Below are 13,227 nucleotides of genomic sequence, written 5' to 3'. Positions count from 1 at the left end.
ACTCTTTCTATCAACAACTCTTGATTCAATCAAGAGTATGCGTCGTCAAGAGGCCACCGAAACGGCGTGGCGCACGGACATGGGATCCGCGGCCAGCGCGAGCAGGCAGTGGGCCGTGTCGGCGCGGGTCGTACTGAGGCCGCCCTTGATGTTGGTGTCCCACGCCGTGCGGTACCGGCCCGTCAGCCCGCGGTCGGTCAGGCGGCTCGGCCGCACGATGGTCCAGTCGAGGTTCGTCGCGCGCAGTCGCCGCTCGGCCTCCCGGAGGTCGGCGTAGGAGTGCTTCAAGAGCCGTTGCACGATGAGCGGCTTGAGCACGTAGCGGGTGAACACGCCGTCGCCCGCGTCGGCCACCAGGCCGCTGGCGCTGGTCATGAGCAGGCGCCGCGTACGGCCGCGGGCCATGGCCGTGGCGATGGCGCTGATGCTGTCGGAGCACACCGTGGTGGGCCCCCGGCCGCCGGGACCCATCGCGGACAGTACGGCGTCGCGGTCCCTGACGGCGGGCGCGATGGCGTCCGGGTCCATCAGGTCGGCCTGGACGATGTCGAGGCCGGACGGCAGGTCGGCGGGCAGCCGCCGGGGATCGCGGACCACCGCGGTCACCTCATGCCCGGCGGCGAGCGCTTGGCGAAGCAGCTCGATTCCAGTGCCTCCGGTAGCTCCGAAGATCGTCAGTTTCATGGGTCCTCCCAACTCCCGTCCATAGTGAGTGAACGCCCACTCACCCGTCAAATCGGAGGGGGGTGTGAGGATGCGTACGGCACTCGCGTCAGCCGATGAAGCTCTTGGGCGAGGTCCGGCCGCGGCGGGCGCCGATCAGGACTACCGTGCTCGACCGCCTGGAATGCGGCGGTCGAGCAGGCCCCGACATCATGGCCAAGACCGGGCGCGCACTCGCCACATGGGCCTATACCAGGAGTACGGGTTCACCAACGCCGACGGCACACAACCGCACTTCGCCGCATACCGGACCGTAGGTTTGGAAGCCGAATACGACACCGACTCGTCGGCGGCCACCGCCCGCTCACGCCGGTGGAAGCGAGGCAGCGCACAGCCAATGCCGGACCGTCCACCACCTCAATGTCGAGAGCGGACATTGTCCGGCTGTCTGCTCGGCCGGCAACCTGGCGAGCAGTCGTGCGACCGCACCGCTCGCGCTGTGCAGAATCCACGCCTCACGATGGCAAACCGCATCTAGGCCACCTGCGCAGGTGGCTTCTACGTTCAGAGCATGCTCCTCAAACGCCTCGCCGCCACAGCCGGCGCCGCCCTGCTGGTCGTGGCCCTGATCGCCGCCCCTGCCCACGCGGACGGATCACACGAGTGCTTTTCCGGCGCCCGGACTTCGAACGGCGACTCCTACAAGTTGAGCGGCTGGACGTGCAGCGGCTCCGGCTACTACCAGGTCACCGTCCTCATCAGGTTCGGTGACGCCAAGGGCACCTACTCCTGCCCCAGCGTCTTCTCGTGGAACGGGGATCTGTCCGGGGACAACTGCCGCTTAACCTAAGCGACATTCCCTGTCAGGCCGGCCCCACCACCCGGTGTCGCACACGGCGAGGGTGGCGTTGATCAGGATGCGGATCCCTCGCGCAGGTCGTCGCGGTTGGTGAACAGCCCGTGGGTGCGGCGCAGCGCCGCGTCGGTGACAGTGCACGAGGCAGTCCCTGAGGCACGGGCGAGAATCCTCAGGATGCATCCCGGGAGCGCGTCAAGCGCGGACGTCGAAGCCCAGCGCGGTGGCCACGACGGTCGCCTGGAAGGAGTCGATGATCGCCTTCTTCAGTGTGACCGTCGACGGGTCCAGGTCGGACAGGTCGCTGCCCCGCAGATCGCAGCCCGTCAGGTCCGCCCCGCTGAGCCAAGCCCCGGAAAGATCGCTCCGTAGCACCTCGGCCTTCTCCAGCCGGGCGCCCGTCAGGTCGGCCTCGCGCAGCCGCACCCCATGAAAGGCACTCCCCCGCAGGTCGGCGCCGGGCAGGCCGGTGAACGACCAGTCGCCGCCCTCGACCTTCAGTAGCCCGTAGGAGCAGCCGTCGAACATGCTGCCCGTCAGCTTGCATCCCTTGAACGTCGTGTCGAAGAACGAGCACCGCGAGAACGTGCAGTTGAGGAACATCGCGTCCTCGTGCACGGACACGTTGAAACGGACGCTGCTGAACGTGCACTCCTCGAAGACGCACCCGGTGTTGGTCAGCTCCGTCATGTCCACGTCGACGAACAGCACCTGATGGTAGGTCTCCTGGGTCAGCTCGCGACCGTCCCAGTCGGCCGAGCGGACCGTCGTGGTGGTCGGCGGCGCTGGCCGGCCGTGCTTGCGGCCGGCCGTCATCCGGCGGCCTCCGTCGGCTCGACGACGACCACGGGCGACTCCACACGTCTCTGGGCCGGCCCGACGAGAAGTCGCCGCCGACCTACCTCGGCCTGCTCGGCCATCCAGCCCATCGGACCGTCTGCGCGGGTGTCCACGTAAGCCCTCCTTCCGCGTCCCCGCGAGCCTCCCACGCGTCACCGACAGAATCCGCCGCACCGGGCCCGCGCAGCAAGACACCGCCGACCCGCGTAGCAAGACACCGCTGGCCCGGGGGTTTCTTCGCGCCCGATCCGCCGTTGGTGTCGGTCGTGATGTGCCAGCATGAGTCGGTGACCGAGCCATTGCCACGGCCTCGCGAGGTCAGCCTTCTGGAAGTCGGCCGGCTCCGCCTGATCGAGGACGCCGCGCCGCGGGTGCCGCCTGCTGAGCGGGTGGCCATGGATCGCCTGTGGGAGGAGGCGGTCCAGGCCAACCCCTGTCTCTTCGATGGGCCGGTGGTAGCGTGCGCGGGCCTGGATCGGGATGGGCCGCACAGCTTGGTTCTCACCTGGGCGAGGACGACCTACCGGCACCGCGCTCTGGGGCGGGTTCCGGGGGCCACCTCGTGGCTGCCGTCTCTTTTCGTCACTGTCGCGCAACCGGCAACTGATGACGGGAGCCTGCTGGTGGGGCGGATGTCGGCGTCGACGGCCACTCCTGGTCGCTGGCAGCTACCTGGTGGAGCGGTCGAACCGCCCGCCGAGGGTGAGAGCCTCGATACGGCCGCCCTCCGCCGGCACGCCGCTCGGGAACTGGCCGAGGAGACCGGCCTCGGCACAGCGCCGAGCGAGCTGTCCCTGTGGCTGGTCACACGCGGCGAGAACGGGAGCGTGGGCGTGGTGTTCCTGGCCCCGCACCGGCCGGCGTCGCTGCTGCGCGAGCGGTTCGCCGCTCTGACGTCCGCCGAGACGGCACAGGGACGCGATCCGGAACTGGAGCAGATCGCCTTCGTCCGCTCCCCGGCCGAGGTGGCCGGACTCAAGGGCGCTTGCGTGGACTACCTAGGGCCGCTCATCCGCCACTACGTCAACTTGGGCTCCTAGAAGCGGACGAACCGGGAGGCCACGGGCCGTTGCCGGCGCATTCCGCCTGAGTCCGGGCCGCGCCCAAGCTCAGGTGAAGTTGACGTCGCTGCAGAAGTAGTACGTCTGATCCATGTGCGAAGCCTTCCAGATCGTGTAGATGACGTGGCGGCCCGTGCGTCCGGCCGAGGTCAGGTTATTGATCATGTACGTCTGGCTGGGCGCGTACTTGGCGGTCTCGCGGACCAGTTCCAGGTGGTTCCAGCCCAGGGCGGTGGTCGTGGCGTTGTAGCCCTGGCGGGTGATGTAGACCCTGATGTAGTCGGCGCCATGGCTGGCCTGATCGTTCAGGCGGATGTTGAAGGTGCTGCCGAGGTTCGTCATGGTCCAGGCGCCTGGTGTGTCCATGGACCGGTAGCGGCCGCCTTGGGTCTGGCCCGCGCTGCACAGTTGGCCGTTGGGGATGACCGCCTGGTGGTTGCCGCCGACGTTGTCGCGGTAGAGCCCGTTCCAGTTCCACATGGCGTTCGTGTTGTCCTGCCATGCCTGCCAGCACATGGGGTCTCGCTGCTGCATGGTGGGGTTCTGGAAGTCGCTGCCCCAGCGCAGCCAGCAACCGTAGTTGCGGGATGCCGGGTCGACCACGGATCCATGCGCTGACGCGGTGCCGGCCAGCGGGAGGGCGTAGAGCGTCGCCGCGAACAGCAGCAGAGCCAGGGCGCGGAGCGCCCAGCGCGGTGTACGGGTGTAGGGCATGGTGCGGTCTCCGTGTTCCGGTGGGGGTCTCGGTTATTGGGAGCGCTCCTGCATGGCGGCGACGGTAGATGACTGCATAAGTGAAGACAATGACAAGCGAAAGTCAACACGCTCGCCGCCGCATGCGGGCCGCCGTCGATTCGGGGGGCGAGCAGCGGAAAGGCGGTTCCGTGGCCGAGCCGGTGATGTTACGGGGTGGGGGAAACTTTCAGCCGCTGACCGACGCCCTCGTCGTGGCCCTGAAACCGCTCGCTGGTGCCCGGGATCGGGCAGGTGAAAGCAACGGGAGTTGTTCGCGCCGTGGCAAAAGGCCTGCGCCGCGCATCGGGCCGCGGGAAATGCCCGGTGAAAGTTTCACCCGGTCTCGGCCGTTTCCGCTGGTGTCGCAGGCGGGCCTGGGTGAGGCTGTGGACGGCCAAGGGAATGGCGGAGCGGTGGCCTAGAGTCGATATTGGGAGCGCTCCCAATATCGATCTCGACGCACTGACCGAGAGACGCACTGACCGAGAGACGCACGGGCCAGACGCACGGGCCAAGCGACGCACCGACCAAGAATGGCGGGCCATGAGAAACGCGAGCATGAAATGGACGGCGCGGGCGGCCGTGACGCTGCTGGTCGCCGCCGTGCTGGGCGTTCCCGGGGGTCCCGGCACCGGCGCCGGGCAGGCCGTTTTCGCGTCGGCCGCGTACCCGTACCAGGATCCGAGCCTGCCCGTGCCCACCCGGGTGGCCGACCTGATGGGCCGGATGTCGCTGGATGAGAAGCTCGGCCAGATGACGCAGGCCGAGCGCGGCTCGGTCAGCGCCGGCGACGTCACGACGTACCGGCTCGGCTCGGTGCTGTCGGGCGGCGGCTCCGGGCCGTCCCCGAACACGGCCGCGTCCTGGGCGGATATGTACGACAATTTCCAGAACGCGGCCTTGGCCACGCCGCTGGGCATCCCCATCCTGTACGGCGTCGACGCCGTACACGGCCACAACAACGTCGTCGGCGCCACGATCTTCCCGCACAACATCGGGCTCGGCGCGACCAGGGACCCCGCGCTGGCGCAGCGGGTCGGCCGGGCCGTGGCCGAAGAGGTCTCCGGCACCGGCGTGGACTGGGATTTCGCGCCCTGCCTGTGCGTGGCCCGCAACGACCGGTGGGGCCGCACGTACGAGTCCTTCGGCGAGACGCCCGAGCTGCCTTCGTCCATGGCCACGATCGTGACCGGCCTGCAGGGCACCGTGCTGAACGGCCCCGCCTCCGTGCTGGCCACGGCCAAGCACTACCTCGGCGACGGCGGCACCACGGGCGGCGTGGACCAGGGCGACACCCAGTTGTCCGAGGCCGACCTGCGGGCGATCCACCTGCCGCCGTTCAAGGCCGCGGTGGAGCGCGGGGTGGGCTCGGTGATGATCTCCTTCAGCAGCTGGAACGGCGCCAAGCTGCACGGGCACCAATACCTGATCACCACCGTGCTCAAGGGCGAGCTGGGCTTCTCCGGCTTCGTGGTCTCCGACTGGGACGGCATCGACCAGATCGACGGCGCCGCCGGCACCTCCGCCCTCGACGTGCGCACGGCCGTGAACGCCGGCATCGACATGGTGATGGTTCCCACGGCCTGGCGGCGGTTCATCGACCTGCTGCGGGCCGAGGTGCAGGCGGGCCGGGTGACCACGGCCCGGGTCGACGACGCGGTCCGGCGCGTTCTGACGAAGAAGTTCGAGCTCGGCCTGTTCGAGAAACCGCTGACCGACCGGTCCTACACCGCGACCGTCGGCAGCTCGGCGCACCGCGCCCTGGCCCGCGAGGCGGTGGCCAAGTCGCAGGTCGTGCTGAAGAACGGCGGGAACATCCTGCCGCTCGCCCGGGGTGGCAAGATCTTCGTGGCGGGCAAGAGCGCGGACGACATCGGCAACCAGAGCGGCGGCTGGACGATCTCCTGGCAGGGCTCGTCCGGCGCCATCACCCCCGGCACCACCATCCTGCAGGGCATCAGGAACAGCGCGGGCTCGGCCACGACCGTCACCTACAGCCGCGACGGCAGCGGTATCGACGGCTCCTATCGCGTGGCGATCGCCGTGGTCGGCGAAACGCCGTACGCCGAGGGCCAGGGTGACCGCCCAGGCGGTCTGGGCCTGGACACCACCGACCTGAACACCATCGCCACGCTGCGCGCGGCCGGGGTGCCCGTCGTGGTCGTGCTGGTCTCGGGGCGCCCCCTCGACATCGCGGCCCAGCTGCCCGGCTGGAACGCCCTGGTGGCCGCCTGGCTGCCGGGCACCGAGGGCCAGGGCGTGGCCGACGTACTGTTCGGCACGGTGCAGCCCACCGGCAAGCTGCCCGTGACCTGGATGAGCAGCGCCTCCCAGGAGCCGATCAACGCGGGCGACGGCAAGACGCCGCTGTTCGCGTACGGCTTCGGCCTGACGTACGGGCAGGCGCAGGACGACACCAGCCCGCCCACCGCGCCCGGCACGCCGGTCGCGTCCGAGATCACCTCCTCTTCCACGCGCCTGTCGTGGTCCGCCTCGTCCGACAACGTGGGCGTGACCGGCTACGACGTGGTCCGAGTGCAGCCGACGGGCGAGACGACGGTGGCCACGGCCGCGACCACCACGGCCACCGTCACCGGCCTGGCCGCGAGCACGGCCCACACCTTCGCCGTCTACGCCAAGGACGCCGCCGGCAACCGCTCGCCGCGCTCGGGGACGGTCACCGTGACCACGCGCGCCGACGGAGGAACGGGCGGCTGCACGGTCACCGCGACGACGCAGAGCCAGTGGAGCACCGGGTACGTCATCCAGGTGGCGGTGACCAACACCGGCACGAGCGCCGCGAACGGCTGGGGCGTCACCTTCACCTTGCCGTCCGGCCATCAGATCACCGGGTCGTGGAACGCCGCCCTGACGGTAAGCGGCCAGGCCGTCACGGTGGGCAACGCCGCGCACAACGGGACGCTGGCGCCCGGCGCGAGCACGTCCTTCGGCTTCCAGGCCAGTCGCCCGGCCGGCGACACCCACCTGCCATCCGGCTACGCCTGCGCGTTGAAAATTACATCGTAGGAGGCGGCCGAACGCGCAGCTCGCGGGGCCGGCGCCGCGACAGGTGACGGATCAGATCATTGTTGACGCGTCGAAAACTGCGTAGCGTACGAGTCCCCCGTCATTGACGATGATCTCGACAGATCGGTCAAGGAGCCCGCCATGCGCGCGCGAACGACCCCGTCCCTGATCATGATTCTCTTGGCCGCCGTGGTGCTCGTGGTCACGAGCCCCACCGCCGCGCAGGCGATCGGCGGCTTCGACTACTCCCGGGCGCAGGTGTCCGCCACCGGCCTGCAGGTGCCGTGGGGGCTGGCCTTCCTGCCCGACGGCAGCGCGCTGGTCTCCGAGCGCGGCACCGCCAGGATTCTCCAGGTACGCCCGGGACAGACCCCGGTTCGGGTGGCGACCGTCAACGGGGTCGCCGCCTCCGGCGAGGGCGGGCTGCTCGGCATCGCCGTGTCGCCGACGTACGCCCAGGACCAGTGGGTCTACGCCTACTTCTCCACGAGCAACGACAACCGGCTGGTACGGTTCCGGCTGAACGCGCCGCAGACCCAGAACGTCCTGTTGTCCGGCGTGCCGCGGGCCTCCATCCACAACGGTGGCCGCATCGCCTTCGGCCCCGACGGACAGCTGTACGTGTCCACCGGCGACGCCGGCAACACCGCCAACGCACAGAACCTGAACACCCCGGCGGGCAAGATCCTGCGTATGACGCCGAGCGGCGGCGTCCCGGCGGACAATCCCTTCGCTGGCTCCCGGGTCTACAGCTACGGCCACCGCAACGTGCAGGGCCTGGCCTGGGACGCGCAGGGCAGGATGTACGCCAGCGAGTTCGGCCAGAACACCCGGGACGAGATCAACCGGATCGTCGCCGGCGGCAACTACGGCTGGCCCACCTGCGAGGGCGTCTGCGGCAACCCGTCCTTCCGCGACCCGATCGTCACGTGGTCGACGGCCGAGGCGTCGCCGAGCGGGCTCGCGTACGCCAACGGCACGCTGTTCGCCGCCGCCTTGGGCGGGACCCGGCTGTGGACCGTCCCTCTGACGAGCGCAGGCGGGGCCGGGACCCCGGTCGCCGAGCTGCGGGGCACCTACGGGCGGCTGCGCGCGGCCGCGGTGGGGCCGGACGGATGGCTGTGGGTGACGACGAGCAACCGTGACGGGCGCGGCGCCCCGGTGGCCCAGGACGACCGCATCATCCGCATTCCCCCCACTGGCACGCCCTGAGCGTCAGTGTCCGGCGTGCTCCTGGGGCTTGGCCACCACCCAGGCCCGCGCGGAGCCCACCTGGCGCTCCAGATCGGAGAGGAGGGCGGCCAGGTTCTCGTGGTCCATGTACGCGGTCTGCTCGATGCTCGATCGGTGTGTCTCCACCTGCCCCGCCAGGCTGTTGATCTTGCTCAGGGTGTCGCTGAGGTCCCGACTTTCCTGCTGACTCAGATCGCACATGCCCTCACAGTAGATACCGCCCCTCCGGCCGTACATATGTCCGGCAAGTAGATTGTCCGTGCCTGAAGGCTGCGAGGATGGGCGTATGCGCTTCGCCCGGGCTCTGGTCTTCGCGGTGGTGTGTGCCGCCGTGACGGCGGCCGGGCATGCCTTCGCGGGCGGCGCGGCGGTCGCGCCCGGCGTCATGGTCCTGGGCGGGCTGGGCGCGCTCGGCCTGGCGTACGGCCTGGGCGGGCACGAGCGCGGCCCCGAGGTGGTGTTCGGCGCCACGGTGGGCACGCAGGCAGTGCTGCATCAGCTGTTCGGGGTGACCGCGCCCAGCAGCGGGCACGCGCATCTGACCGTGGGCATGCCGCTGGCGCACCTGACGATCGCCGTGCTGACGGGCTGGTGGCTGCATCGGGGTGAGAGCGCGTTCTGGCTCATGGTGCGTCTGGCGGGCCGTCCCCGGCTCGCCCTGCCGCGCCCGCTTCGCCCGGTTCCCGCCCTCGCTCCGCTACGCCGGGCGCCGGCGCGGGCGCCGCTGAGGCCGTCGATCACGGTCCAGATCGCGACCGCGGAGCCACGCAGAGGACCTCCCACGAGGGGAGTCACCGAATCGCCAACACTTCCCTCGTTATGGAGTCCACCTTGCCTTTCCTTCTTCGCCTAACGCTCCTTCGCAGAACCCTGGTGGCGGTGATCGGGTGCGGGCTGTTCCTGTCCGCCACCGCGCCCGCCGCCCTCGCCCACGACAGCCTCAAGAGCAGCTCACCGGCCAGGAACGCCACCGTCTCCAGCGTCCAGACGATCGAGCTGGAGTACTCGTCACGCGTCCGCTTCCCGCTGGTGGTGCTGCGCACCGCCGGCGGCAAGACGATCCAGCTCGGCGAGCCGCAGGCCGACGGCCCCAAGGTGCGGACCGCCGTGCCCACCAAGCTGGCGGGCGGGTCATACGTCATCGCCTGGCGGGTGGTCTCGTCCGACGGCCACCCGATCGAGGGCGAGATCCCCTTCACCGTGAAGGGCGCCGCCGCTAGCACGACGGCGTCCGCCACCCAAGCCGCCTCGGCCGCACCCGCCACGTCGGCGGAGAGCACCCGACCTGCCGCTGCGGCGCAGGGCGGGGGCATCCCGGGCTGGCTCTGGGGCGGACTCGCCGCGCTGGTGGTGGCCGGCCTGGCGGTCTGGCTGCTGTCCAGACGAAGCAGCGGCCCCAGCGGCCCTGACAGCCCCGACGGCCCAGCCGATCGGCCGACCGCACCGACGGAGCAACCGGACGTATCAGCGGGGCCGTAGACGTACCAGCCGGACGTACCGGCGGGGCCATAGCCGACCCACCCGGTGTCAGGGCACCATCCAGCCCAGCACCGGCGTCGACTGCAGGAACACCAGCACGCAGAGGATGAGCAGCAGCACGGCGCTCCAGCCGATCACCCGGCGGAACAGGTTGCCCTCCTCCCCCACCAGGCCGACCGCGGCCGTGCCGATGGCCAGGTTCTGGGGCGAGATCATCTTGCCCATGACGCCGCCGGAGCTGTTGGCCGCGCCGAAGAGCTCCGGCGGGATGTTCAGCTGGCCCGCCGCGGTGGTCTGGAGCTTGGCGAACAGGGCGTTGGCGCCCGCGTCCGTACCGGTGATCGCGACGCCGAACCAGCCGACGAGCGGTGACAGGAAGGCGAAGAACGCGCCCGCGCCCGCCAGGAACAGCCCGAGCGTCTGGATCTGCCCCGAGAACTGCATGACGAAGGCCAGGGCGAAGACCGACAGGATGGTGACGATGGCCCAGCCGAACTGCCGGATCGTGGCCCCGTAGGTGGCCAGCGCCGAGGCCGGGCTGATCCGCAGCACGAGGAGCGTGAGCAGCCCGGAGACGAACAGCAGCGTCCCCGGGTGCGCGGCCCACGGCAGCTCGTAGACGACGGGCACGGCCTTGCCCGCCGGGTTCACCATGTCGAACCCGGGCCAGGCGGGCTTGACGGTGAAGCCGGCGAGGTAGGTCTTGATCGCGGGGATCTGCGCGATGGAGAACAGCGCGATGATGATCGCGTACGGGGCGAAGGCCGCGATCTTGTCGCCGGTGGTGTCGCCGCCGGGGCGGCCGTGGGTGCGGACGAACGCCGGATCGTCCACGGACCCGCCCGCGATCGGCGTCGGGCTCGGCGTGAACCCGACCGTCTCGGCCGGCTTCCAGATCTTGCCGAACGCGACCAGCACGATCGCCGAGACCAGGGCCGCCGCGATGTCCGTGAGCAGGTAGTTGACCTGGGACATGAGGATCTGCGTGACGCCGAAGCTGAGCCCGGCGACCAGCGCGGCGGGCCACGCCTGGCGCAGGCCGCGCCGCCCGTCGGCGACGAAGATCAGGATGAACGGCACGAGCAGCGCGATGAACGCGGTCTGCCGGCCCGCCATCGCGCCGAACGGCTCGGGCGGCAGCTCGGTGACGCTGCCCAGGATGGTGATCGGGTTGCCCATGCCGCCGAAGGCGACGGGCGCGGTGTTGGCGATGAGCGCGATGACCGCGGCCCGCATCGGCTCGAAGCCGAGCGCGATGAGCATGACCGCGCAGATGGCGATCGGTGAGCCGCCGCCGGCCAGGGCCTCGATGAGCGCGCCGAAGGAGAACGCGATGACGATGGCGGTGATCCGCTTGTCGTCGCTGATGCCCTGGAAGGCCCGGCGCAGCACCGCGAAGTGGCCGCTGCGCTCGGTCATCTTGTAGATCCAGATGGCGTTGAAGGTGATCCACAGGATCAGCAGCACCGCCCTGGCCGCGCCGTACAGGGCGGAGTCGAGCGCCTGGGTGACCGGCATGCCGTACGCGAAGGGCAGGATCGCGATCAGGAAGCCGACGACCAGGCCGGAGATGCCCGCCCAGTGCGCCTTCCACTTGAAGACGCCCAGCAGCACCAGCACCGCGAGCAGGGGCAGGGCGGCCAGAAGGGCGGACAACCATAGGGAGCCGGTGGGGTTGAAGTTCTGCTGGTACACCGCGCGCCTCCGGGGGTAGGCGTTCCATTGGATAGAACAGTGTTCCGTGTCTAGGATCGTAGGACGCCGAACAACCGGAGGGAAGAGATGGAAATACGGCATGCCACCGCTCCCGACCAGATCCGCCATTTCGGCACCGCGGAACTCCGCGCCCGTTACCTCGTCGAGGGCCTGTTCGGGCCGGAGGTGGACGGTGTCTACACCCACCAGGACCGGATGGTCGTCGCCGGGGTCAGGCCGAGCAGGAAGGCCCGGCTGGGGGCGTTCGACCCGCTGCGGTCGGAGCACTTCCTGGAGCGCCGCGAGCTGGGTGTGATCAACATCGGGGAGCCGGGCACCGTGGAGGTCGACGGCGTGCCGTACGAGCTGGACCCCAAGGACTGCCTGTACGTCGGCAGGGGCGCGCGCGAGGTGACGTTCGAGCGCGGCACGTTCTACCTGGTCTCCGCCCCGGCGCACGAGACGTTCCCGACCACGCACGCGCGGCTGAAGGACGTTGATCCGGTACGGCTCGGCGGCGCCGACGGCTCCAACGACCGGACCATCTACAAGTACATCCACCTCGACGGCATCCGCAGCTGCCAGCTCGTCATGGGCGTGACCGTGCTGGAGCCCGGCAGCATGTGGAACACCATGCCGTGCCACACCCACGACCGCCGCACGGAGGTCTACCTGTACTTCGACCTGCCGCGCGATGAGCGCGTCGTGCACCTGATGGGCCGCCCCGACGAGACCCGCAACCTGATCGTGGCCAACGAGCAGGCGGTGATCTCGCCGAGCTGGTCGGTGCACTGCGGGTTCGGCACGCGCAGCTACGCGTTCGTGTGGGCGATGGCCGGGGAGAACCAGGCGTTCGACGACATGGACCAGGTCGCGATCACGGAGATGCGGTGACGGATGGAGCTGTTCTCGCTCACCGGCCGGACGGCGCTGGTCACCGGGGCGCGGTCGGGGATCGGCCGGGCCATCGCGGTCGGCCTCGCGCGGGCCGGGGCCGACCTCATCCTGCACGGCCATCGCGACGACCTCGACGAGACCGAGCGCCAGGTGAAGCCGCTCGGCGCAGACGTACGCAAGCTCGTGCTCGACCTGGGCGACCCGGCCGCGATCAGGCCCGCGCTGGAGCCGGTGCTGGCCCAGGGCGACGTGGACATCCTGGTCAACAACGCGGGCACGATCAGCCGGGGCTCGACCAGCCTGGACGACTGGCGGCGGGTGATGGCCGTCGACGTGGACGCCGTGTACGTGCTCAGCCAGGCGCTGCTGGAGCACGGCGCCACGAAGGTCATCTCGATCGCGTCGCTGCTGTCGTTCCAGGGCGGGATCAACGTGGCGTCCTACGCGGCGGCCAAGCACGCGGTGGCCGGGCTGACCAAGGCGCTGTCCAACGAGTGGGCGCCACGGGGCGCCCAGGTCAACGCCATCGCCCCCGGCTACATCGCCACCGACGTCACCACGGCCCTGCGGGAGGACTCGGGGCGCGAGCGGGAGATCAGGGCGCGGATCCCGGCCGGGCGCTGGGGCGAGCCCGCGGACCTGGAGGGGGCGGCCGTGTTCCTCGCCTCGCGCGCCTCCGACTACGTCACCGGCCACGTGCTCGTCGTGGACGGCGGCTGGCTGGCCCGCTGAGTATGCTTG

General features: G+C 70.1%; 14 protein-coding genes. 8 read left to right on the top strand and 6 right to left on the bottom strand.

What is annotated here, in order from left to right; all coding sequences use genetic code 11:
* Positions 1-45: 45 nt before the first annotated feature.
* The gene (locus tag AB0B64_RS33730; RefSeq protein ID WP_357957205.1) at positions 46-684 is read right to left on the bottom strand and encodes an SDR family oxidoreductase; all 639 of its coding nucleotides are present in this window, start codon (positions 682-684) and stop codon (positions 46-48) included.
* Between the two features lie 550 nt (positions 685-1,234).
* Here AB0B64_RS33730 and AB0B64_RS33725 point away from each other — a divergent pair.
* Positions 1,235-1,513, top strand: a complete 279-nt coding sequence (locus tag AB0B64_RS33725) for a hypothetical protein (protein ID WP_358182298.1) — start codon at positions 1,235-1,237, stop codon at positions 1,511-1,513.
* A 201-nt stretch (positions 1,514-1,714) separates the two neighbouring features.
* On the opposite strand, the gene AB0B64_RS33720 is transcribed toward AB0B64_RS33725, so the two are convergent.
* Positions 1,715-2,335: a pentapeptide repeat-containing protein gene (locus AB0B64_RS33720; protein ID WP_358182295.1), complete on the bottom strand. Its 621-nt coding sequence runs from the start codon at positions 2,333-2,335 to the stop codon at positions 1,715-1,717.
* Entirely contained in the window at positions 2,332-2,472 is a 141-nt protein-coding gene (locus AB0B64_RS33715; protein WP_357957212.1) for a hypothetical protein, read from the bottom strand. Before AB0B64_RS33715 ends, AB0B64_RS33720 begins: the two co-directional genes overlap by 4 nt.
* A gap of 174 nt (positions 2,473-2,646) precedes the next feature.
* Between AB0B64_RS33715 and AB0B64_RS33710 the strand changes: the two genes are divergently transcribed.
* Positions 2,647-3,399, top strand: a complete 753-nt coding sequence (locus AB0B64_RS33710; RefSeq protein WP_358182292.1) for an NUDIX domain-containing protein — start codon at positions 2,647-2,649, stop codon at positions 3,397-3,399.
* A 69-nt stretch (positions 3,400-3,468) separates the two neighbouring features.
* On the opposite strand, the gene AB0B64_RS33705 is transcribed toward AB0B64_RS33710, so the two are convergent.
* Complete coding sequence (locus AB0B64_RS33705) at positions 3,469-4,134, bottom strand: lytic polysaccharide monooxygenase (protein ID WP_357957216.1); 666 nt, start codon at positions 4,132-4,134, stop codon at positions 3,469-3,471.
* Between the two features lie 564 nt (positions 4,135-4,698).
* Between AB0B64_RS33705 and AB0B64_RS33700 the strand changes: the two genes are divergently transcribed.
* Both AB0B64_RS33700 and AB0B64_RS33695 read left to right on the top strand, forming a co-directional pair.
* Positions 4,699-7,182 (top strand): glycoside hydrolase family 3 N-terminal domain-containing protein, encoded by a 2,484-nt coding sequence (locus AB0B64_RS33700; protein WP_358182289.1) that lies wholly within the window; start codon positions 4,699-4,701, stop codon positions 7,180-7,182.
* A gap of 141 nt (positions 7,183-7,323) precedes the next feature.
* Positions 7,324-8,394, top strand: coding sequence for a PQQ-dependent sugar dehydrogenase (locus AB0B64_RS33695; protein WP_358182286.1), 1,071 nt, complete (start codon positions 7,324-7,326; stop codon positions 8,392-8,394).
* A gap of 3 nt (positions 8,395-8,397) precedes the next feature.
* On the opposite strand, the gene AB0B64_RS33690 is transcribed toward AB0B64_RS33695, so the two are convergent.
* Positions 8,398-8,616, bottom strand: a complete 219-nt coding sequence (locus AB0B64_RS33690; protein WP_357957222.1) for a hypothetical protein — start codon at positions 8,614-8,616, stop codon at positions 8,398-8,400.
* 85 nt (positions 8,617-8,701) lie between these two features.
* Here AB0B64_RS33690 and AB0B64_RS33685 point away from each other — a divergent pair, with 85 nt between their 5' ends.
* Together AB0B64_RS33685 and AB0B64_RS33680 are read left to right on the top strand one after the other, a co-directional pair.
* Positions 8,702-9,268: a hypothetical protein gene (locus AB0B64_RS33685; RefSeq protein ID WP_358182283.1), complete on the top strand. Its 567-nt coding sequence runs from the start codon at positions 8,702-8,704 to the stop codon at positions 9,266-9,268.
* Positions 9,247-9,894, top strand: coding sequence for a copper resistance protein CopC (locus tag AB0B64_RS33680; RefSeq protein WP_358182280.1), 648 nt, complete (start codon positions 9,247-9,249; stop codon positions 9,892-9,894). The genes AB0B64_RS33685 and AB0B64_RS33680 overlap by 22 nt, the downstream gene beginning before the upstream one ends.
* A gap of 48 nt (positions 9,895-9,942) precedes the next feature.
* Here AB0B64_RS33680 and AB0B64_RS33675 read toward each other — a convergent pair whose 3' ends face one another.
* Positions 9,943-11,589 carry an L-lactate permease gene (locus tag AB0B64_RS33675; protein ID WP_358182277.1) on the bottom strand — a complete coding sequence of 549 codons (1,647 nt, stop codon included), beginning with the start codon at positions 11,587-11,589 and terminating at the stop codon, positions 9,943-9,945.
* 87 nt (positions 11,590-11,676) lie between these two features.
* Between AB0B64_RS33675 and kduI the strand changes: the two genes are divergently transcribed.
* Together kduI and AB0B64_RS33665 are read left to right on the top strand one after the other, a co-directional pair.
* Entirely contained in the window at positions 11,677-12,483 is an 807-nt protein-coding gene (gene kduI / locus AB0B64_RS33670) for a 5-dehydro-4-deoxy-D-glucuronate isomerase (protein ID WP_358182274.1), read from the top strand.
* Between the two features lie 3 nt (positions 12,484-12,486).
* Positions 12,487-13,218 carry an SDR family oxidoreductase gene (locus AB0B64_RS33665; protein WP_358182271.1) on the top strand — a complete coding sequence of 244 codons (732 nt, stop codon included), beginning with the start codon at positions 12,487-12,489 and terminating at the stop codon, positions 13,216-13,218.
* Positions 13,219-13,227: the final 9 nt, after the last annotated feature.

The organism is Nonomuraea sp. NPDC049129 (genome assembly GCF_040648495.1).
In the GTDB taxonomy this organism is placed as follows: Bacteria; Actinomycetota; Actinomycetes; order Streptosporangiales; family Streptosporangiaceae; genus Nonomuraea.
Note: the sequence above shows the minus strand (reverse complement) of the source record. Positions and strands in the feature narration are given on the sequence as shown.